Genomic DNA, 19,078 nt, shown 5'->3' on the forward strand with positions numbered 1-19,078 from the left:
AGGATTTTAATGTTTATCTAAGAATTAACCCTTATATTTGCTCTCCATATTTTTTATAAACTTAATATAATAATATAGTAGAAAGAAATGGGTAAAGTTCTTATTATCGGTGCAGGCGGTGTAGGTACCGTTGTTGCGCACAAAGTGGCTCAAAATCCTGATGTGTTTACAGAAATCATGATAGCCAGCCGCACCAAGTCTAAATGTGACGCTGTTGTCAAGGCAATCGGTAACCCGAACATCAAAACCGCCCAGGTAGATGCCGACAACGTGGACGAACTGGTAGCACTCTTCAATAGTTTCAAACCCGAAATCGTCATCAACGTAGCCCTCCCCTACCAAGACCTCACCATCATGGAGGCTTGTCTGCAAAGTGGAGTCAACTATCTGGATACTGCCAATTATGAGCCGAAAGATGTTGCCCACTTTGAATACAGTTGGCAATGGGCTTATAAGAAACGCTTCGAAGATGCCGGACTGACCGCCATCCTCGGTTGCGGTTTCGACCCGGGAGTAAGTGGAATATATACGGCATACGCCGCCAAACATCATTTTGACGAAATACAATATCTGGACATTGTAGACTGTAATGCCGGAAATCATCATAAAGCATTCGCCACCAACTTCAATCCGGAAATCAACATCCGTGAGATTACACAGAACGGCCGCTATTATGAAAACGGAGAATGGGTAACAACCAAGCCGCTGGAAATCCACAAAGACCTGACTTATCCGAACATCGGCCCACGCGATTCCTACCTACTTTATCACGAGGAACTGGAGTCTCTGGTAAAGAATTTCCCCACTATCAAGCGTGCACGCTTCTGGATGACGTTTGGCCAGGAATACCTCACACACCTGCGTGTCATCCAAAATATCGGTATGGCCCGCATAGACGAAGTGGAATATAACGGCATGAAGATTGTTCCGCTGCAATTCCTGAAAGCCGTCCTCCCCAACCCGCAAGACCTGGGCGAAAACTACGAAGGCGAAACATCCATCGGCTGCCGCATCCGCGGACTAAAGGATGGCAAAGAGCGTACTTACTATGTATATAACAACTGTAGCCACCAAGAAGCCTATAAGGAAACCGGCATGCAGGGCGTAAGCTATACCACCGGTGTACCTGCCATGATTGGTGCCATGATGTTCCTCAAAGGATTGTGGAAAAAGCCAGGGGTATGGAATGTCGAGGAATTCAATCCGGACCCGTTCATGGAACAGCTCAACAAACAAGGCCTGCCTTGGCATGAGATTATCGACGGAGACTTGGAAGTTTGAAATTAATGATTAATGATTAATGGTTAATGTTTAATGATTAATACCATGCGGACAAAAAGGTGCTCCGCCCATTAATCATTAAACATTAATCACTAATCATTATCCATTAATCACTAATCATTAAACATTAACAAAGTGAATATAGGAGATAAAGCACCCGAAGTATTGGGCATCAACGAAAAAGGTGAAGAAATCCGCTTGAGCGACTATAAGGGAAAGAAGATTGTACTCTACTTCTATCCCAAAGACATGACATCCGGCTGCACGGCACAAGCCTGCAACCTGCGGGATAATTATGCCGACCTGCGCAAAGCCGGTTATGAAGTCATCGGCGTCAGTGTGGACAGCGAAAAGTCACACCAGAAATTTATTGAGAAAAACAATCTGCCTTTTACCCTGATTGCAGACACCGACAAGAAGCTGGTAGAACAATTCGGAGTATGGGGCGAAAAAAGCATGTATGGCCGCAAATATATGGGAACGTTCCGCACAACTTTCATCATTAATGAAGAAGGTATTGTAGAGCGTATCATCACTCCGAAAGAAGTGAAGACCAAAGACCATGCGGCACAAATTTTATAATCATTAAACATTAACAACGTGGCAAAAAAAGACGAACTGAATTTTGAAAATGGCAACAATCTGGCATCAGGTGAAAAGCTGAAAGCCTTGCAGGCTGCCATGGACAAGATAGAAAAGAGCTTTGGCAAAGGCTCTATCATGAAAATGGGTGACGAAAGTGTCGAACAAGTAGAAGTTATTCCCACAGGGTCCATCGGCCTCAATGTAGCTCTTGGCGTGGGAGGATATCCCCGCGGACGTATCATCGAGATTTACGGCCCGGAATCCTCCGGTAAGACAACCCTCGCCATTCATGCCATTGCTGAAGCGCAAAAGGCAGGAGGCATTGCCGCATTCATTGATGCAGAACATGCTTTCGACCGCTTCTATGCGGCAAAACTGGGTGTGGATGTGGACAATCTGCTGATATCACAACCGGACAACGGCGAACAAGCGCTGGAAATCGCAGAGCAACTGATCCGTTCTTCCGCTATTGACATCATTGTAGTGGACTCTGTGGCTGCCTTAACCCCGAAAGCTGAAATTGAAGGCGATATGGGTGACAACAAGGTGGGTCTGCAAGCCCGACTCATGTCACAAGCCTTGCGTAAACTGACGGCAGCTGTCAGCAAAACACGCACCACCTGCATCTTCATCAACCAGTTGCGCGAAAAAATCGGTGTCATGTTCGGCAATCCCGAAACAACTACCGGCGGTAATGCACTGAAGTTCTATGCCTCCGTACGTCTTGACATCCGTGGAAGCCAAGCCATCAAAAACGGCGATGAAGTAATCGGCAAGCAGACCAAAGTGAAAGTTGTAAAGAACAAGGTAGCTCCTCCTTTCCGTAGAGCGGAATTCGACATCATGTTCGGTGAAGGCATCTCCCGTGCAGGCGAAATCATTGACTTGGGTGCAGAGCTTGGCATCATCAAGAAAAGCGGCTCATGGTTCAGCTATAACGAGACGAAAATTGCCCAGGGACGCGACGCCGCCAAGCAGGTCATCCTTGACAATCCGGAACTGGCAGAAGAGCTGGAAGGGCTTATCTTTGCAGAATTGAGAAAAGACAAATAACAAAAAAACTTGCCAATAGAATGTTTTGTTTTTCTATTGGCAAGTTTCCCTAAAAGGGTACCGCTTCCTATTCCATTTTTTCCAAACGTTCTTCCAAAGCCTCCATGCTTTTTTCAAAACGTTTCCAAGTATCGGCATCCATCTGTTCTTTCAGATACTTGTTGTCTTTCAGTTTAGCTACATTTTCCAGCCCTTTCAATGCCAGTTCTTGCGAATGCTTCAATTCTCCAAGCCAATCGCGGTTCTTCAGCTTCTCTATCTCAGCCCAGTTTATATCCGGAAGCTGTATATTCACATTGTTACCATTCCAGCTGGTATTCTGATACATCATGATATTCTGTATATCCTTCAAAGTCATATCACCTTCCAGATAAACAAATTTCAGAGTAGCTGCACCATCTACAATCATAATCAGCTCCTTCACCTTTTCCCCTTTACGGCTCATGTAGAATTCAGAACTGGAGACTGTCCCTTTCTGCTTCATCAGCAATTCATATCTGGAAGACTGCACCAAAGAACGAAGATCCTTACGCATTTCTTTCTTTACATTATTATCCATTGTAGAAAGTACCTGCACAGAGTTCAACTGTCCGGACACTTTCCCAATATAAACATCTTTAGTAAACAAGTTGGGATTCGTTTCTATCATTGCCTTGGATATGTAGACGGACGACACGCCTTTCATATCTCCATACTTGTTGAATAGGTTCTTCTGTGCCTGGCAAAGCAAAGGCAACATCAGCAGTACACCTGCCAAAATAATTTTCATTGTTTTCATATCAGATTATTGTTGAATTTCTTTTCTTACTTCCTGGTTCACCTTCGTTACGTCTATCCGCGTTTCCTCTATCTGCTCAATTCCCTTGTTCAGATTCGCAGACACCTCGATTAAAGTGGCCTGCAATGCCTTATAAGCAGCTTCCGGATCAGAGAAAGTGTCCTGAGGTGTAGGAGGACGCATATCCTCTCCCATGTTCGTAATGCCATAACCTACACCTACAAGAACCAGAATGGTGGCAGCAATACCTCCTATCCAGCGCCAATTACGTTTGGCCTTGTTCCGGTGGAAAAAACGTTGTTCCTCTTCAGCCTTTTCATCAATCATCCGGCTCAGTTTATCCTCCAATCCGGCGGGAACATTATCCACCACTTTCCCGGGAAAAAAGCTGAGAAAGAGTTTCTTGTCCTTCTGCAAGTGCTCGGGCACTTCTTCGGTTCTGAAAGCTTCCTTCAACAACTCTTCTTCCTGCTCGTTGGTATTCCCTTCATAAAATTCGGCGAGCAGCCTTTCAATTTCCTCGACTTTCATAGTTACTCCATTTATTAAATTCCTCACGTATCTTTTTTCTTGCCCGGGACAACAGTACACGGACATTGGTAGCATTCAATCCCGTGACCTGCTCTATCTCTTCATAAGAACATCCCTTGACATCACGCAACGTTACTATTTTCTGCTGTTGCACCGGCAGATGGGCAATGATGTGCCTTACCTGCTGCGCTTCATCCCTCACTTCAAAGTTATCTGCTTGAGACACATTATGCACTTCGGCCAACTCCACACTCTGTCTGCTCAAAGTATACTTTCCCGAACGAAGCAAATCAAAGCACATATTTTTCACCAGAGTAACGCTGAATGCTTCCGGATTACTGATAATGGCCAGTCCTTCCCGCTTGTCCCACAACTTCAGATAAGCTTCCTGCACCAAATCTTCAGCATCGGCAGCATTCTCCAATAGTCTATAAGCTATGCAGTACAACTTGCGATGATATGGCAGAAACTCTTTTTTAAAACTTTCAGCGTCCATGGGCTATTTATCAATAGTAGATTCCTGTTTATACCCTTCAGACGTAGGGGGAAAGGATTTTGTTACACGACCAGGAAAAAAAATGGAAAAAAAATGAAAACACCAATAGCACCAGCCCAAGAGTGCGTTTATTTCAAGACATCAGCAATCCGCTTTTTAAGATTCAATTTTGCAATGTCTTCAGGCTTCAGCTCAAGCTCCACCAACACCTTCGCTGTGGAGAGTCTGTATTCCTGCTCTAACGTATCATAATTTATCTGTTCCTTATGAATGGAATACAACAAAGCAAAATCGTAGTTCAAGGCACGTGAGACATTATACAACGTATCCGTATCAATACTTTTTCTCGTAAGCATATAGTCTACACTTTGAGGCTTAACTTTCAGTCTTCGTGCAAGTTCCGCCTTGGTAACCTGCTGTTCAAGCATCACGTTCTTGATTATCTCTCCGATGTATATATTACTTTTTTCCATTTATATGAAGGTACAAATTAATCATTCATATTATAAGGAACACCAATACCAATTTGTCTGTATGTATCGTTCTTTTTATTCATAATTCGTTTGTTTTATCAAATATTTTATGATACTTTTGCAACATATTCATATAAACAAACAAATAATATCTGCTATCATGAATTTACTGACATGTATTCTCATAGCCATCCCTATCGGCATTATTTTTATTATGCTATGGATATACAATGACTACCGGAAATATAAGAAGAAAAATAAGCTGGCCATTTTGCTGTTTCTCCTATTTCCAACCACTTTATCTGCACAATACGTTGATGCAGGATGCCAAGTATCCTTTAAATGGCTGGAGAACCAAAAAGGGAAATTAGAGTATACAAAAGATGGGGTTACTTATAAGTTTATTCCAAACGACTCCCAATGGGAAATTGTAATTCGCAACAACTCTTCAGAAGATATCCGAATAAACTGGGAAAATATGCAATTCATTGTGGACGGAAGAACCTCAGAAGTCAAATACACCATACTTGCAGAAGCGGAAACTCCCTTTGCAATTATAAAAAGCCAGGCAGAAACAAGCCAAAAGATTGGTGTGACAACTTATACGGCAAATAACTCTCAAATATACAACAAGAAAGATATTCGAAAAGGAAGGAATTCCTCCATTACCATTATCCTTCCCATATCTATCGGTAAGCACCCTCAATTCTTCACCTCTTTCGACTTTATCATCAAAAAAGTGAACTAACTATGACTTCTCAAGATATAAAAAAACAGCTGAAAGAACCACATTTCTGGAACATTGTATTAACTGGTCAGCACGCCGAACCGAGAACAAAAGCAATGCTGGAAGCAAAAGGTATCATAACTTGGCTTCCACTTGCTCCGGTCCGGCGTCAATGGGGAAGAATATTAAAAGAAATACACACCCCGGTTATCCCGAAATGTGTATTCGTCTATATATCCAATGAGGAAAGAAATACGTTGCAAAAATCCTACCGACTTCTTCCACCGGAAGTTATACTTCAAGAACTGCCGGACCTATGCAATCAGAACAAGTAGATATATGCCAACGTGCTCACACTAATCACTATCCACAACAAGGTGCCTTGTATCAAGGGCTTGATACCTACTGCCTTCAGTACATCACGTGACAGAGAGGCACCGATAAAGAACAGAGTGATAGTCAGCGTCTTGCGGGCCAAAGAATTGATTCCCTCCCCAATCATGGCACCCGTTTCGGTAGTACCCAGCACATAAGTATTGAAAATCATAGCCAGCACAAAGAAGAAGATGAACCAGGGAATACTGATTTTCTGTCCCTTGCTCTTAAAGATGAACGAAGTTACCAAAGCCAAAGGAATAATCCATAAGGCACGTGTCAGCTTTATAGTCGTTGCCACCTGTAATGCCTCTTCCCCATAGGCGGCACCTGCCCCCACTACCGAACTCGTATCATGTATGGCAATGGCCGCCCATGTGCCGAACTCATGCTGGCTCATGTTCAAAGCGTGGCCTATCATCGGAAAAACAAACAATGCAATGGCATTCAATATAAAGATGGTGCCCAATGCCACAGACATCTCGCTATCCTTTGCCTTCAACACCGGCCCCACAGCCGCAATGGCACTGCCTCCGCAGATAGCCGTACCGGAACTGATAAGATAGGAAGTGTCACGGTCCACTTTCAGGAACTTACGTCCTATGAGCCAGCCTATGAGCAATGTCCCCACTACAGAAATAATCGTGAACTCCATTCCCTCCTTGCCCGAAGCCAGAGAAGCCTGCAGATTCATTCCAAATCCTAACCCTACAACAGAGTATTGCAACAGGTACTTTGAAGTCTTCTTATTGAACTTCGGATGTGCCTGCCCACACAGCAACGCAAAGGCCAACCCCAAGAACAACGCCAACGGCGGAGTGACCCATGCCGAATAGGCATGCATACCGGGCACATAATCCAGCAGCAGAAAGAAGGAGAGGACAACCAGAAGAGATACATAAATAAATTTATTATTACTTTGAAGAAAAGGCATATTAATGCTTTTAGCCAAAACTCGATTTGAAGCCATACTGTTTATTTTACTATTATTACTAATGTTTATTCCTTAATTTTCCGGATGCAAAGGTAGTTCTATTTTAGTACACCCGCCAATCGTTTCTACTTATAGACTATAACTTATTGTTATCGGGACATAAACATATAGTTCATAAAGGCTTGTGACAACCCTCCTTCCTGCCCTTGCAACTGGACAAAGCAGAAGTCGCGAAGCATGGGCATATCCTTTATCTCGACCACGCGGAAAGTGCCTGCCGCCAGTTCCTTGCAGATGGAACGGATAGACACGATTCCCATGCAATCGGAGTTTTCAAGAAAGAGCTTGATGCTTTCGGTACTACCCAGATACATCAGTACATGGAGTGAGGAAAGCTTGACACCGTGCTTCTGGAGTGAGCGTTCTATCACGTCCAGCGTACCAGAACCACGTTCACGAAGCACTAAAGGAATAGCGGGCAAATCCTGGGGAGTAATCTCTTCGGGCAATTGTAAACGGCTTTTGGAATGGACTACCGCTACCAGTTCATCCTCAAGAAAAGTAGTATACTTCAGATTGGGAAGGCGGAAAACCCCTTCCACCAATCCCAAGTCAATGCGGTGTTCCTGCAAAGCGGCTTCTATTTCCCGGGAATTTCCATTGAGCAAGGACAAGTTGACCTGCGGAAACTTGCCGATAAAACTGCCCAGCAACGGAGGAAGCACATACTGCGCAATGGTAGTGCTGGCTCCCAACTTGAGTTCTCCAATATATTCGTTATGTAACAAGTGCATTTCATATTCCAGCCGTTTATAGTCCTCCAATATCCGTTCGCAATGCTCCAAAAGCAGCCGGCCCGACTCGGTCAGACTGATTTTACTTCCCTGCCGGTCGAAAAGCCTCGTCTGGTAAGTGGCCTCCAGCTCCTGGATATGCTTGGTTATAGCCGGCTGACTAACAAACAACTCTTGCGAAGCCTTTGTAAAACTCAAGTTCTTGGCAACAGACTGAAACACTTTTAAACGGAAATCACTCATATACTTCTTATATCCTATAACTCGTCAGACTTGATGCCGAAAGCATGCGCCAAAGAATAAAACACCGGCTCCAGGCGGCAATACACCGGGCTCAGAGGTTCCTCCGTAATGAAATACACAGCTTTGCCCCGTTCTTCTTCATTCTTGTCTTTGAAGAAACCCGCCAGCTTTTCCTCCACTCCATTACCATATACCTGATGGAAAGGCAACAACATCAAACACTTCACATCTGCAGAATCAAGCGCCAGGTTCATCAGGTCAAGAAACAACTCTTCGGTAGAGACTAAACCAGAAGAGGTGACGGAAGAAAATGTAAATTCGCCCAGTGGCGTACGGCATGCCTGGTGATTCAGTCTATTCACATCGGATGGTTCACAACACTTCAGCACGTCCGCTGCAGGAGTATGCACCAACAACACTTCTACCTCATTTTCTTGTTCTCTCAAGCCGGCATCCAATGCCAGATAGCTCAACCATGCCGGCAGGTCAACATCGGGTAGCTTCCTTCCCAACTTACCTTCCAAAAAGTTCTTTGCACCATATACCACTTCATTCAGAAATGCAACATCTATCAATATCACATTTGCCGGAAACTTTATCTTATCCTCCATTATCTCCTATCTTAATACATAATTATACATAATGCTCCTCTGCAAGCGGAGCTCCGAAAACCTACCACACAGAAAGCACAAAACTTTGAAGCAGTAAAAGTACGACAAATTTATCAATAACTTGTATCATCCCAAGCAATTAATCTATATCTCCGAAGCGGAAAGAGAATATCCTTCCCCCACAACACGGAAACCTTGGAGCTGGAACACGAAGACTTAGCTACTAAAACATATAGCCCCTCACTACATAAGATGTGCATCTCGTACTACATGAGATGTACACCTCGTACTACATGAGATGCACATCTCATGCATGACATCCTTATTTGCCCTTCTCTTTAACCAATAGAGTTTAATACGAAAAGGAACTTTGCTCCAACTTCTTATCTAAAGAAGTAGAAAGAAACAAAACGACTGATTTACAGACAATTTGTCATTTTATATATTTTATATGCAGACAATTTGTCCGAAATGTGCCAATGGCAAATCTTTTGCGCCTTCCCAAGTGTTATGAAACTGATAAAATAGAAAGGAGAACAAAATATGAACTTTAACAACTTTACCATTAAAGCGCAAGAAGCAGTGCAGGAGGCTGTGAACCTGGTACAAAGCCGTGGACAGCAGGCCATCGAGCCCGTGCATGTACTTCAAAGCGTGATGAAAGTAGGTGAAAATGTCACCAACTTCATCTTCCAGAAACTGGGCATGAACGGTCAGCAGATAGCACTTGTACTGGACAAGCAAATTGATTCTCTGCCCAAGGTATCCGGCGGAGAGCCATACCTGAGCCGTGAAACGAACGAAGTGTTCCAGAAGGCCACCCAATATTCCAAGGAAATGGGTGATGAATTCGTCTCCCTGGAACCGGTACTGCTGGCTTTGCTGAATGTGAAAAGCACTGCATCCACCATTCTGAAAGATGCCGGGATGACGGAACGCGAACTGCGGGAAGCCATCAACGAACTGCGAAAAGGAGAAAAAGTAACTTCACAATCCAGCGAAGACACTTACCAGTCATTGGAAAAGTACGCTATCAATCTGAACGAAGCAGCCCGCAGCGGCAAACTGGATCCCGTCATCGGCCGTGACGAAGAGATACGGCGTGTCCTGCAGATTCTGAGCCGGCGTACCAAGAACAACCCGATTCTTATCGGTGAACCGGGTACTGGTAAAACAGCTATCGTAGAGGGACTTGCCCACCGTATCTTGCGTGGAGACGTCCCCGAGAACTTGAAGAACAAACAAGTCTACTCCCTGGATATGGGTGCACTGGTGGCGGGCGCTAAATACAAAGGCGAATTTGAAGAACGCCTGAAGGCCGTTATCAACGAAGTGAAGAAGTCCGAAGGAGACATCATCCTCTTCATTGATGAAATCCACACCCTGGTGGGTGCAGGCAAGGGCGAAGGCGCCATGGATGCCGCCAACATCCTGAAACCCGCCCTGGCACGCGGTGAACTGAGGAGCATCGGGGCCACTACCCTCGATGAATATCAGAAGTATTTCGAAAAGGACAAAGCGTTGGAGCGCCGCTTCCAGATTGTCATGGTGAACGAACCGGACACGCTGAGCACCATCTCCATTCTGCGTGGTCTGAAGGAACGTTATGAGAACCATCACCATGTACGGATTAAAGACGATGCCATCATCGCCGCCGTAGAGTTGAGCAACCGCTACATCACCGACCGTTTCTTACCGGACAAGGCTATCGACTTGATGGACGAAGCCGCTGCCAAGCTACGTATGGAAGTCGATTCCGTTCCGGAAGAACTGGACGAAATCTCGCGTAAGATAAAGCAGCTGGAGATTGAACGCGAGGCCATCAAGCGCGAAAACGACAAGCCCAAGCTGGAACAAATCGGCAAAGAACTTGCCGAGCTGAAGGAGCAGGAAAACTCGTACAAGGCGAAATGGCAAAGTGAAAAGACCCTTGTCAACAAAATCCAGCAGAATAAGGTGGAAATAGAGAACCTGAAGTTCGAGGCCGACAAGGCGGAACGGGAAGGCGACTATGGCCGGGTGGCCGAAATCCGTTACGGCAAACTGCAAGCGCTGAACCAGGAGATTGAAGAAACTCAGCAAAAACTGCACGAAATGCAGGGCGACAAGGCCATGATTAAAGAGGAAGTGGACGCTGAAGACATTGCCGACGTAGTATCCCGCTGGACCGGCATACCGGTAAGCAAGATGCTGCAAAGCGAAAAGGACAAACTGTTGCATCTGGAAGCGGAACTGCACCAGCGGGTTATCGGGCAGGACGAAGCCATCGAGGCCGTATCCGATGCCGTACGCCGCAGCCGTGCCGGACTGCAAGACCCGAAACGTCCTATCGGCTCATTCCTTTTCCTGGGAACCACCGGTGTAGGTAAGACGGAATTGGCAAAGGCACTGGCGGAGTTCCTCTTTGACGACGAGACGATGATGACCCGTATCGACATGAGCGAGTATCAGGAGAAACACAGCGTTTCCCGTCTGGTAGGAGCGCCTCCGGGATATGTGGGCTACGATGAAGGCGGACAACTGACAGAAGCCGTAAGGCGGAAACCGTATTCTGTCGTCCTGTTCGACGAAATCGAGAAAGCGCATCCGGACGTATTCAACATCTTGCTGCAAGTGCTGGATGACGGACGTCTGACAGACAATAAAGGACGTACGGTCAACTTCAAGAATACGATTATCATCATGACCTCCAACATGGGCAGCGGCTATATCCAAAGCCAGATGGAGAAGCTCAACAGTAGCAATAAGGAGCAAATCGTAGAGGAAACCAAGAAGGAAGTGATGAATATGCTGAAAAAGACCATCCGCCCGGAATTCTTGAACCGTATCGACGAAACCATCATGTTCCTGCCACTGACAGAGCCCGAAATCAAACAGATTGTAATGCTCCAAATCAAGAGTGTGCAGAAGATGCTTTCCGGTAACGGTGTGGAACTTGTTCTGACAAATGCCGCCATAGACTTCCTTGCCAATGCAGGTTATGACCCTGAATTCGGCGCCCGTCCGGTGAAACGTGCCATACAGCACTATTTGCTGAACGATTTGTCGAAGAAGTTGCTGTCCCAGGAAGTAGACCGCAGCAAGCCTATTACAGTGGATGCCAATACCACTGACGACGGACTGGTTTTCAGAAATTAAAAGCAATCCGTATCCCCCCAATAAAAGAGGCGATTCCCGACTATTGAGAATCGCCTCTTTTATTTTGTATTTCAATCCTTCTCCGATTACTCGGCCTTGCTTTCCTCCTTCGTTTCTGCCGCAGGAGTTTCTTCAAAATCCGTCATACCGCTTGCCACCAGCAAATTATACCAAACAATCAATTTCTTGATGTCGGACGGATATACGCGGTCGCGATCGAAGGTAGGCAATACCTCTGCCAGGTAAGCACGCAAATCGTCGGCAGTAGCCTTCTTTAAGTCCATCACTACGGCAGCGCCGTTTTCCTTTTTCTTCATGGAAAGAAGCACTTCCTTCAAAGGAACATCTTCCGTATCTGTATACATGGCGATATCGCCCAAAGAAGTAATCTTCTCATTACCATAGGCAGGAAAACGCTTCTTGTCTGCAAGCGACTCTACAATCAACATATTTTTTCCCTGAGAAACAAGCTTATACAATCCCGGTTTACCGGAAATGGACAAAATAGTCTTCAACATAATATATTCTGTTTTGATGATTAGTAGTTATTTTTTCGGGAGGCAAAGATAATGTAAGCCGAAGACAATACAAAATAAGCTTGCTTATTTTTATTGTTAAGAAGATGCCTATTTTCGTAACAGATAGTGCATTTTTTCAGATAGCGAACCGATTAGCTCTAAAACTTGCGGAATCAATGGAGTTTCGCCATCATTTACAATGACAAAATCTGCATATTTACGCTTTTCTTCGTCATCCATCTGGCTACGGATACGCTTTTCTATCAATTCGCGCGAGGAAGCATCCCGCCAGACGGCACGTGAAATACGCACCTCTTCGGGCGCATAGACCATAACAATAGCATCTACTTCACCTGCAAACCCCGCTTCAACCAAAATGGCCGATTCTATACCGACAATGGAAGAAGCGGCGCGACATTGTGTCCACCGCCTGAAATCCTCCTTTACACGAGGATGCACAATACCGTTGATTTTTTGGGCATGCTCCGGACTGCCAAAAAGATAAGACGCCAACAAAGGCTTGTTCAGTGTACCACCGGCATACACTTCCGCACCAAGCAAGGCAGACAATTCCTCGCGGATAAATGAATCGGATACCATCAGCTTTTTCGTTTCCAAGTCCGAGATATAGACGGGAACACCCAGCACTTCCAACAGTCTGGATACCATACTCTTTCCGCTACCGATACCACCGGTTATACCTATCTTAATCGCCATAATCAGGAGAAATTTGCTCTATCAAAAAATCCACCTGTGCCGGATTGAAGCGCACCTGGCTCACCCCTTTCGGCAGATTCTTGATCTTTACCGTATACTTGTCGGAACCCAGACGAAGCAGTTCCTCATAAGACACGTAAATATGAAAATCATCAGCGTTAATCTGCCTGAAATGACTCAGACCAACCTGAAACGTGACCTGCACCTTAGAAGGGAAAGCGCGCAGCACCTTGTCGGCAGGAAAGTTAACGCCACGCAACGGCACCTCCACTGTCTTTTCTGTATAAATATCCACCGGAAGCATCATCTCAATGGAAGAAGGCACAAACTTCACACCTTTCTGAACACGCAGGGGGATTTGCTGTCTCAAGGTATCCGATATATCTTCCAGCTTCACCGGTTGCGTATAGGCAACAGTAATCGTATCCAGCACGCCTTGCGGCGCATACACCAATACGGAATCGGGACTGAATATCGTATCCGAAAGATAATACTCACGTCCGGCACTCAGCGTGCCGCGCAGCTTCACCGGCACCAGTTTGGAGGCTCCCGTCGAATAGATGTACTCCAATGTATCCGGCTTCATGGAAAGCAGGCGGGTAGAAGCATTCAGCTGGTTCAGCACTTTCTTTTCAAACTGCGGGGGATATATCCTTACTTGATTATCCACACCCGTATAATCGGCATAATCGAGAATAACAGGATAGAAGCTCTTTCCCAACATATAGTTGAGCAGTACCGTTCCCTTATCCTTTACCTTGATGCGGAGTTCTGAAACAGGTTCAGAAGTAATCACCACATTATTGGGTACTCCCTTCAGCCGCACCGGTATAGAGAAGTCCGCCTCATAGTCGTTGTTCAAGGTCTGCAAGAGCCAGAAGCCACCGGCCACAAAGAAGAAAAACAAAAAAATGAAGAACTCTCTGCTTTTATCGCTAAGCAGAAAGTCCTTCACTTCTCTTGATATCTTCAGATATGTACGTTGTATGTTCCTACGTTCAAACATAGGCTCACATTTCTATTATTTAGATGCCTGACTGCTATTCGCATCAGCAGCTGCAGCAAAAATAGAATTCTTGTCTATACGAATCTTAACGTTGGAAGCGATTTCAAGCACCACATCATTGTCGTTGATTTCCTTGATAACACCATGGATGCCACCGGCTGTGATTACTTTCTGATTCACTTGAAGCGATTTACGGAAGTTTGCGATTTCCTTTTGCTTCTTGTTTTGAGGACGAATCATAAAGAAATACATAATAACGAACATGGCTATCAGCATAATCCACATCATGCTACCACCACCAGCAGGCCCTGCAACAGGAGCTTGCAGGAAGAATACAGTCATTAAGTTCATAAATACTCAGTTTTGGTTTCTATTATTAAACAAAGGTATTAGTTTTTCGTTAACTTACCTTCTTTTTTTAATTGATTAACTATTCCGTCCAATGTACCGTTCACGAAGCTGCCGCTTTTGACCGTGCTGTAAACTTTGGCAATATCGACATATTCGTTTAACGAAACACTCACCGGAATGTTCGGGAAACTCAATATTTCGGCCAATGCACACTGCATGATTACAACATCCATAAAGGCTACACGGTCCAAGTCCCAATTACGCGTATTCTCACTGATGAGATGACGGTAATAGTCACAGTTCAAGATGGCACGGCGGAACAAACGGCGTGCAAATTCCTGGTCTTCCTCATCCTTAAACTCTGGTAAAAGCTCCTGGTTGGCACCATTCTTCTCTTCGAAGCGCTTGATGGTTTTCAGCACGAAAGTATCCACAATCTCCTTGTCGTCGTTCCAGTAAAGGCTCTGGTCTTCGAGCACACTGTCCAAGGCTTCGTTGTTGAAAACAAAAGTCTTATACAGTTTTCTCCACAATTCACGATCATATTCGTAAGAATCGTCCGAAGAAGCCATATATTCCTTATATATATCTGATTCCACAATTTTCTCATACAATCCCTTGACGAAGTCTTCATCATTGGCCCACGTGCGCTTTTGGTTGGCGATGAATTCCGTCAATTGTTTGTTCACTTCCAACTGGGCTATAAACTTGTTTTCCACAAATTTCATGTTGGGATACAGCTCCTCGGCAGTGGGAGCCAGCTTAGCTTTTGCCGCATCAATACGTTTTTGTGCGTAGTTCGTCAAAGCTATCATCAGCATCAGCAGGTAGTTGTAGAGGTCGTATGCCTTTGAAAGGCTAAAGAATAATTCTTTCTCCGCTGAGTCTAAATTTTTACTGCCATTCTGATAATAAGCATATACAATCTGTATAATCTTAAGACGAATAAGAACTCTGTTGATCATAATTCTAAAGTAAATACTAGTGTTTTAACAAGGCGCAAAAGTAGGCATTTTTAATGAGTTTACATAAATAAATCACATTTTTTAATGCAGATATTGATTATCCGGTCTTTTTCTTTTGACAGTTTAAAAAAAATCGTCAATTTTGAGCCCGATAAAGAGCTAAAAGCTACGAGATACAAGTTTTAAGGTGATAATATCAAAATTGAGACCTATTATAATATGGAAGACTTTAAGAAGAAAAACGCAGCGGACATGAACGACAAGGAGATTGTATTCTCCCAATCCATCAAAGCAGGTAAGCGCATCTACTATTTAGACGTCAAGAAAAACAGAAAAGACGAAATGTTTCTCGCCATTACGGAAAGCAAGAAAATCGTGATGGGCGAGGGTGACGACTCGCAGGTAAGTTTCGAAAAGCACAAAATCTTTCTATACAAAGAAGATTTTGAAAAGTTCATGAACGGACTCCAGCAGGCCATCGGCTTCATCCAGGAGCAACAGGGTTTCCACACAAGACATACCGCTGACGACGAGGCTGAAACTCCCGAAACACACAAAGAAGAAGTACCACAAGAGGAAAAAGCTTGCCCCCTGGACGGAGAAATCAAAATAGACATTGAATTTTAAGTTATAACCTTTTGATAATTCAAAAAGAAGCTGTATTTTTGCACCGCTTTTTTGCAACATCGTGTGGTAAACCACATCGTGTGATGGTGAATTAAGCAAAAAATTTACTTAATTTAGAGTAACACAATTTTTTTAGAAATGAAATCAATTGAAGTAAAAGGAACTGCAAGAACTATTGCAGAACGTTCTTCGGAACAAGCAAGAGCTTTGAAAGCTATTCGTAAAAACAACGGTGTACCTTGCGTACTTTATGGTGCAGGTGAAAATGTTCACTTCACTGTACCTGCAGAAGGTCTGCGCAATTTGGTTTATACTCCGCACATCTACGTAGTTGACTTGGTGATTGATGGCAAGAAAGTAAACGCTATCATGAAAGATATCCAATTCCACCCCGTAAAGGATACCATCCTACACGTTGACTTCTATCAAATTGACGAGGCTAAGCCTATCGTTATGGAAGTTCCGGTACAGATGGAAGGTTTGGCAGAAGGTGTTAAGGCTGGTGGTAAGCTGGTACTCCAGATGCGTAAACTGAAAGTAAGAGCTTTGTATAACGTAATTCCTGAAAGACTGACTATCAACGTTACTCACTTGGGACTTGGTAAGACTGTTAAAGTTGGCGAATTGCAATACGAAGGATTGGAATTGCTGAATGCCAAAGAAGCTGTTGTATGCGCCGTTAAGCTGACTCGTGCTGCAAGAGGTGCCGCTGCTGCTGCAGGCAACTAATCAATTCTTTCCAAGAAAGACTAAATATTGGGGAACGCGGATTAACGCAGCCAACGCAGATTTCATACTGATTTCCGCGGAAAGTTGCGATAATCCGCGTTCTTTTTCTTACTGCTCTTTCTCCTCTGAAAGGAGAAAGAGAATAGACTTGAAGCACTGACAATGAAATATTTAATTGTAGGATTGGGCAATATCGGCCCCGAATATCACGAAACCCGTCACAACATCGGATTCATGGTAGTAGATACTCTGGCAAAAGCAGCAGGTGCCACTTTTACCGACGGACGTTATGGCTTCACCACAACGCTGTCAGTCAAGGGACGCCAACTATTACTACTGAAGCCTTCCACCTTCATGAACCTCAGCGGTAACGCCGTACGCTACTGGATGCAAAAGGAAAACATTCCATTGGAGAATGTGTTGGTAGTGGTAGATGACCTTGCACTGCCTTTCGGTACACTGCGCCTGAAAGGTAAGGGAAGCGATGCGGGACATAACGGCCTTAAGCATATTGCAGTAACGCTGGGCACCCAGAACTATGCACGCCTGCGTTTTGGAATCGGCAATGACTTTCCCCGTGGCGGACAGATTGACTATGTGCTGGGACATTTTACCGATGAAGATTGGAAAACAATGGGCGAGAGATTGGAAACAGCCGGAGAAATCATCAAAAGTTTCTGTCTGGCGGGAATAGATATCACCATGAATCAATATAACAAGAAATGAACGAAGCCAGAATTGACAAATGGATGTGGGCTGTACGCATCTTCAAAACACGTACCATAGCTGCCGAAGCCTGCAAAAAAGGGCGCATCAGCATCAATGGCGCACTGGCAAAGGCTGCCCGTACGGTGAAACCGGGAGACGTCATCCAAGTGCGCAAGCCCCCCGTCACCTATTCCTTCAAAGTACTGCAACCCATTGAAAAGCGTGTCGGCGCAAAGTTAGTAGCTGAAATGATGGAGAATGTAACGGCTCCGGAACAGTATGAACTGCTGGAAATGAGCCGTGTCAGCGGTTTCGTCAACCGTGCCAAAGGTACTGGACGGCCAACGAAAAAAGACCGCCGGAGCCTGGAAGAATTTACAGAACCGGAATTTCTGGATGATTTCGACTTTGAATTCGATTTCGAGGAAGAGTAAAATAAGGGAAAGATTATGAGCGAGAGAATAATTAAATGGGGATTCATCGGTTGCGGAGAAGTGACCAAATACAAAAGCGGACCGGCATTTCAGAAAATAGAGAACTCCGAAGTTGTGGCCGTCATGAGTCGAAATGGTGACAAGGCCAAGACCTACGCCAAGGAAAGAGGGATTCCCAAATGGTACGACGATGCCCAGGAGTTGATTGACGACGAAGAGGTGAACGCCGTGTACATTGCCACTCCTCCTTCTTCACATGCTACGTACGCCATCATGTCCATGAAGGCAGGTAAACCGGTCTACATAGAGAAGCCGATGGCTGTTACCTACGAAGAGTGCTGCCGCATCAACCGCATTTCCAAAGAAACGGGTGTTCCATGTTTTGTTGCGTATTACCGCCGCTATCTGCCCTACTTCCTAAAGGTAAAGTCACTGGTAGAGGAAGGACATATTGGCAACATCATCAACATTCAAATCCGATTCGCCCAGCCTCCCCGCGACCTCGACCATAACAAGGAAAACCTACCGTGGCGCGTGCAACCGGATATTGCCGGTGGAGGATACTTCTATGACCTTGCACCCCACCAGATAGATTTGTTGCAGGAAATCTTCGGATGTATCCTTGAAGCCAGCGGCTACAAGAGCAACCGTGGCGGACTATATCCAGCCGAGGACACCCTAAGCGCATGTTTCCAGTTTGACAGCGGACTGGTGGGCAGCGGCTCCTGGTGTTTCGTCGCCCACGAATCTGCCCGCGAAGATCGTATAGAAATCATTGGAGACAAAGGCATGATTTGTTTCTCCGTGTTCACCTATGACCCCATTGCGCTGCACACAGAAAGAGGGCGTGAGGAAATCATTGTTGAAAATCCCACTTACGTCCAGCAACCGCTTATCCAGGCAGTGGTAGACCACCTGCTAGGCAAGTCAATCTGCAGCTGTGACGGTGAAAGCGCCACTCTTACCAACTGGGTAATGGACAAAATACTGAACAAACTCTGATT

Annotated in this window: 23 protein-coding genes; 11 read left to right on the forward strand and 12 right to left on the reverse strand. The window is 44.9% G+C overall.

All coding sequences use genetic code 11. From position 1 onward, the window contains the following. Positions 1–87 precede the first annotated feature (87 nt). The 3 genes from DWY57_RS02440 (at position 88) to recA (ending at position 2,919) form a co-directional block, all read left to right on the forward strand. Positions 88–1,281: a saccharopine dehydrogenase family protein gene (locus tag DWY57_RS02440; RefSeq protein ID WP_016272822.1), complete on the forward strand. Its 1,194-nt coding sequence runs from the start codon at positions 88–90 to the stop codon at positions 1,279–1,281. A 135-nt stretch (positions 1,282–1,416) separates the two neighbouring features. Continuing rightward, positions 1,417–1,863 carry a thioredoxin-dependent thiol peroxidase gene (gene bcp / locus DWY57_RS02445; protein ID WP_057258658.1) on the forward strand — a complete coding sequence of 149 codons (447 nt, stop codon included), beginning with the start codon at positions 1,417–1,419 and terminating at the stop codon, positions 1,861–1,863. Between the two features lie 18 nt (positions 1,864–1,881). Beyond that, a complete protein-coding gene (gene recA / locus DWY57_RS02450; RefSeq protein WP_117601636.1) occupies positions 1,882–2,919 on the forward strand; it encodes a recombinase RecA in 1,038 nt (345 codons plus the stop codon). 67 nt (positions 2,920–2,986) lie between these two features. On the opposite strand, the gene DWY57_RS02455 is transcribed toward recA, so the two are convergent. The 4 genes from DWY57_RS02455 to DWY57_RS02470 form a co-directional block, all read right to left on the reverse strand. Further along, entirely contained in the window at positions 2,987–3,697 is a 711-nt protein-coding gene (locus tag DWY57_RS02455) for a DUF4252 domain-containing protein (RefSeq protein WP_117964231.1), read from the reverse strand. 6 nt (positions 3,698–3,703) lie between these two features. Then, complete coding sequence (locus tag DWY57_RS02460) at positions 3,704–4,228, reverse strand: hypothetical protein (protein ID WP_118930882.1); 525 nt, start codon at positions 4,226–4,228, stop codon at positions 3,704–3,706. Then, a complete protein-coding gene (locus DWY57_RS02465; RefSeq protein ID WP_117964229.1) occupies positions 4,209–4,724 on the reverse strand; it encodes an RNA polymerase sigma factor in 516 nt (171 codons plus the stop codon). The genes DWY57_RS02460 and DWY57_RS02465 overlap by 20 nt, the downstream gene beginning before the upstream one ends. 128 nt (positions 4,725–4,852) lie before the next feature. Next, positions 4,853–5,197 carry a helix-turn-helix domain-containing protein gene (locus DWY57_RS02470; protein WP_005831772.1) on the reverse strand — a complete coding sequence of 115 codons (345 nt, stop codon included), beginning with the start codon at positions 5,195–5,197 and terminating at the stop codon, positions 4,853–4,855. Between the two features lie 160 nt (positions 5,198–5,357). Between DWY57_RS02470 and DWY57_RS02475 the strand changes: the two genes are divergently transcribed. Together DWY57_RS02475 and DWY57_RS02480 are read left to right on the forward strand one after the other, a co-directional pair. Beyond that, on the forward strand, positions 5,358–5,945 hold the full coding sequence (locus tag DWY57_RS02475) for a hypothetical protein (protein ID WP_119961297.1): 588 nt from the start codon (positions 5,358–5,360) through the stop codon (positions 5,943–5,945). Between the two features lie 2 nt (positions 5,946–5,947). Further along, a complete protein-coding gene (locus tag DWY57_RS02480) occupies positions 5,948–6,259 on the forward strand; it encodes a transcription termination/antitermination NusG family protein (RefSeq protein WP_117601637.1) in 312 nt (103 codons plus the stop codon). Here DWY57_RS02480 and DWY57_RS02485 read toward each other — a convergent pair. The 3 genes from DWY57_RS02485 to DWY57_RS02495 all read right to left on the reverse strand — a co-directional run bounded on the left by DWY57_RS02485 (position 6,247) and on the right by DWY57_RS02495 (position 8,881). Then, positions 6,247–7,269 (reverse strand): putative sulfate exporter family transporter, encoded by a 1,023-nt coding sequence (locus DWY57_RS02485; protein ID WP_117964227.1) that lies wholly within the window; start codon positions 7,267–7,269, stop codon positions 6,247–6,249. The two genes, DWY57_RS02480 and DWY57_RS02485, sit on opposite strands and share 13 nt — an antisense overlap. Positions 7,270–7,382: 113 nt before the next feature. After that, positions 7,383–8,270, reverse strand: coding sequence for a LysR family transcriptional regulator (locus DWY57_RS02490; protein WP_035448955.1), 888 nt, complete (start codon positions 8,268–8,270; stop codon positions 7,383–7,385). 14 nt (positions 8,271–8,284) lie between these two features. Then, the gene (locus tag DWY57_RS02495) at positions 8,285–8,881 is read right to left on the reverse strand and encodes a DUF6621 family protein (protein ID WP_119961298.1); all 597 of its coding nucleotides are present in this window, start codon (positions 8,879–8,881) and stop codon (positions 8,285–8,287) included. A gap of 543 nt (positions 8,882–9,424) precedes the next feature. Here DWY57_RS02495 and clpB point away from each other — a divergent pair. Then, a complete protein-coding gene (clpB, locus tag DWY57_RS02500; protein WP_117601639.1) occupies positions 9,425–12,019 on the forward strand; it encodes an ATP-dependent chaperone ClpB in 2,595 nt (864 codons plus the stop codon). Between the two features lie 86 nt (positions 12,020–12,105). Here the strand turns inward: clpB and DWY57_RS02505 are convergent, their stop codons facing one another. The 5 genes from DWY57_RS02505 to nusB all read right to left on the reverse strand — a co-directional run bounded on the left by DWY57_RS02505 (position 12,106) and on the right by nusB (position 15,576). Then, positions 12,106–12,537 carry a DUF5606 domain-containing protein gene (locus DWY57_RS02505; protein ID WP_005831788.1) on the reverse strand — a complete coding sequence of 144 codons (432 nt, stop codon included), beginning with the start codon at positions 12,535–12,537 and terminating at the stop codon, positions 12,106–12,108. A 108-nt stretch (positions 12,538–12,645) separates the two neighbouring features. After that, positions 12,646–13,254 carry a dephospho-CoA kinase gene (coaE, locus tag DWY57_RS02510; protein WP_119961299.1) on the reverse strand — a complete coding sequence of 203 codons (609 nt, stop codon included), beginning with the start codon at positions 13,252–13,254 and terminating at the stop codon, positions 12,646–12,648. Further along, positions 13,244–14,260, reverse strand: a complete 1,017-nt coding sequence (locus DWY57_RS02515) for a YbbR-like domain-containing protein (RefSeq protein ID WP_119961300.1) — start codon at positions 14,258–14,260, stop codon at positions 13,244–13,246. Before DWY57_RS02515 ends, coaE begins: the two co-directional genes overlap by 11 nt. A 15-nt stretch (positions 14,261–14,275) precedes the next feature. Further along, on the reverse strand, positions 14,276–14,611 hold the full coding sequence (gene yajC / locus DWY57_RS02520) for a preprotein translocase subunit YajC (RefSeq protein WP_009038121.1): 336 nt from the start codon (positions 14,609–14,611) through the stop codon (positions 14,276–14,278). Between the two features lie 38 nt (positions 14,612–14,649). Beyond that, on the reverse strand, positions 14,650–15,576 hold the full coding sequence (gene nusB, locus DWY57_RS02525; RefSeq protein ID WP_117601642.1) for a transcription antitermination factor NusB: 927 nt from the start codon (positions 15,574–15,576) through the stop codon (positions 14,650–14,652). A 219-nt stretch (positions 15,577–15,795) separates the two neighbouring features. Between nusB and DWY57_RS02530 the strand changes: the two genes are divergently transcribed. The 5 genes from DWY57_RS02530 to DWY57_RS02550 all read left to right on the forward strand — a co-directional run bounded on the left by DWY57_RS02530 (position 15,796) and on the right by DWY57_RS02550 (position 19,076). Next, positions 15,796–16,203: a PUR family DNA/RNA-binding protein gene (locus DWY57_RS02530; protein WP_117601643.1), complete on the forward strand. Its 408-nt coding sequence runs from the start codon at positions 15,796–15,798 to the stop codon at positions 16,201–16,203. Between the two features lie 138 nt (positions 16,204–16,341). Continuing rightward, entirely contained in the window at positions 16,342–16,932 is a 591-nt protein-coding gene (locus DWY57_RS02535) for a 50S ribosomal protein L25/general stress protein Ctc (protein ID WP_117601644.1), read from the forward strand. A 162-nt stretch (positions 16,933–17,094) separates the two neighbouring features. Further along, the gene (gene pth / locus DWY57_RS02540) at positions 17,095–17,658 is read left to right on the forward strand and encodes an aminoacyl-tRNA hydrolase (RefSeq protein ID WP_117601645.1); all 564 of its coding nucleotides are present in this window, start codon (positions 17,095–17,097) and stop codon (positions 17,656–17,658) included. Continuing rightward, positions 17,655–18,074 carry an RNA-binding S4 domain-containing protein gene (locus DWY57_RS02545; RefSeq protein WP_117601646.1) on the forward strand — a complete coding sequence of 140 codons (420 nt, stop codon included), beginning with the start codon at positions 17,655–17,657 and terminating at the stop codon, positions 18,072–18,074. The genes pth and DWY57_RS02545 overlap by 4 nt, the downstream gene beginning before the upstream one ends. A gap of 15 nt (positions 18,075–18,089) precedes the next feature. After that, positions 18,090–19,076 (forward strand): Gfo/Idh/MocA family oxidoreductase, encoded by a 987-nt coding sequence (locus DWY57_RS02550; RefSeq protein WP_117601647.1) that lies wholly within the window; start codon positions 18,090–18,092, stop codon positions 19,074–19,076. Positions 19,077–19,078 lie beyond the last annotated feature (2 nt).

The sequence above is a fragment of the Bacteroides sp. AF25-5LB genome (genome assembly GCF_003602965.1).
GTDB lineage: Bacteria > Bacteroidota > Bacteroidia > Bacteroidales > Bacteroidaceae > Bacteroides > Bacteroides uniformis.

What these genes read in the sequence shown, in the direction of transcription:
- DWY57_RS02480 (WP_117601637.1), top strand. Translation starts at nt 5,948, where the DNA reads ATGACTTCTCAAGATATAAAAAAACAGCTGAAAGAACCACATTTCTGG.
- DWY57_RS02440 (WP_016272822.1), top strand. Translation starts at nt 88, where the DNA reads ATGGGTAAAGTTCTTATTATCGGTGCAGGCGGTGTAGGTACCGTTGTT.
- coaE (WP_119961299.1), bottom strand. Translation starts at nt 13,254, where the DNA reads ATGGCGATTAAGATAGGTATAACCGGTGGTATCGGTAGCGGAAAGAGT.
- DWY57_RS02495 (WP_119961298.1), bottom strand. Translation starts at nt 8,881, where the DNA reads ATGGAGGATAAGATAAAGTTTCCGGCAAATGTGATATTGATAGATGTT.
- DWY57_RS02530 (WP_117601643.1), top strand. Translation starts at nt 15,796, where the DNA reads ATGGAAGACTTTAAGAAGAAAAACGCAGCGGACATGAACGACAAGGAG.
- yajC (WP_009038121.1), bottom strand. Translation starts at nt 14,611, where the DNA reads ATGAACTTAATGACTGTATTCTTCCTGCAAGCTCCTGTTGCAGGGCCT.
- pth (WP_117601645.1), top strand. Translation starts at nt 17,095, where the DNA reads ATGAAATATTTAATTGTAGGATTGGGCAATATCGGCCCCGAATATCAC.
- DWY57_RS02535 (WP_117601644.1), top strand. Translation starts at nt 16,342, where the DNA reads ATGAAATCAATTGAAGTAAAAGGAACTGCAAGAACTATTGCAGAACGT.
- DWY57_RS02490 (WP_035448955.1), bottom strand. Translation starts at nt 8,270, where the DNA reads ATGAGTGATTTCCGTTTAAAAGTGTTTCAGTCTGTTGCCAAGAACTTG.
- DWY57_RS02455 (WP_117964231.1), bottom strand. Translation starts at nt 3,697, where the DNA reads ATGAAAACAATGAAAATTATTTTGGCAGGTGTACTGCTGATGTTGCCT.
- DWY57_RS02475 (WP_119961297.1), top strand. Translation starts at nt 5,358, where the DNA reads ATGAATTTACTGACATGTATTCTCATAGCCATCCCTATCGGCATTATT.
- DWY57_RS02465 (WP_117964229.1), bottom strand. Translation starts at nt 4,724, where the DNA reads ATGGACGCTGAAAGTTTTAAAAAAGAGTTTCTGCCATATCATCGCAAG.
- DWY57_RS02545 (WP_117601646.1), top strand. Translation starts at nt 17,655, where the DNA reads ATGAACGAAGCCAGAATTGACAAATGGATGTGGGCTGTACGCATCTTC.
- clpB (WP_117601639.1), top strand. Translation starts at nt 9,425, where the DNA reads ATGAACTTTAACAACTTTACCATTAAAGCGCAAGAAGCAGTGCAGGAG.
- DWY57_RS02505 (WP_005831788.1), bottom strand. Translation starts at nt 12,537, where the DNA reads ATGTTGAAGACTATTTTGTCCATTTCCGGTAAACCGGGATTGTATAAG.
- DWY57_RS02550 (WP_117601647.1), top strand. Translation starts at nt 18,090, where the DNA reads ATGAGCGAGAGAATAATTAAATGGGGATTCATCGGTTGCGGAGAAGTG.
- DWY57_RS02470 (WP_005831772.1), bottom strand. Translation starts at nt 5,197, where the DNA reads ATGGAAAAAAGTAATATATACATCGGAGAGATAATCAAGAACGTGATG.
- DWY57_RS02485 (WP_117964227.1), bottom strand. Translation starts at nt 7,269, where the DNA reads ATGGCTTCAAATCGAGTTTTGGCTAAAAGCATTAATATGCCTTTTCTT.
- DWY57_RS02515 (WP_119961300.1), bottom strand. Translation starts at nt 14,260, where the DNA reads ATGTTTGAACGTAGGAACATACAACGTACATATCTGAAGATATCAAGA.
- DWY57_RS02460 (WP_118930882.1), bottom strand. Translation starts at nt 4,228, where the DNA reads ATGAAAGTCGAGGAAATTGAAAGGCTGCTCGCCGAATTTTATGAAGGG.
- nusB (WP_117601642.1), bottom strand. Translation starts at nt 15,576, where the DNA reads ATGATCAACAGAGTTCTTATTCGTCTTAAGATTATACAGATTGTATAT.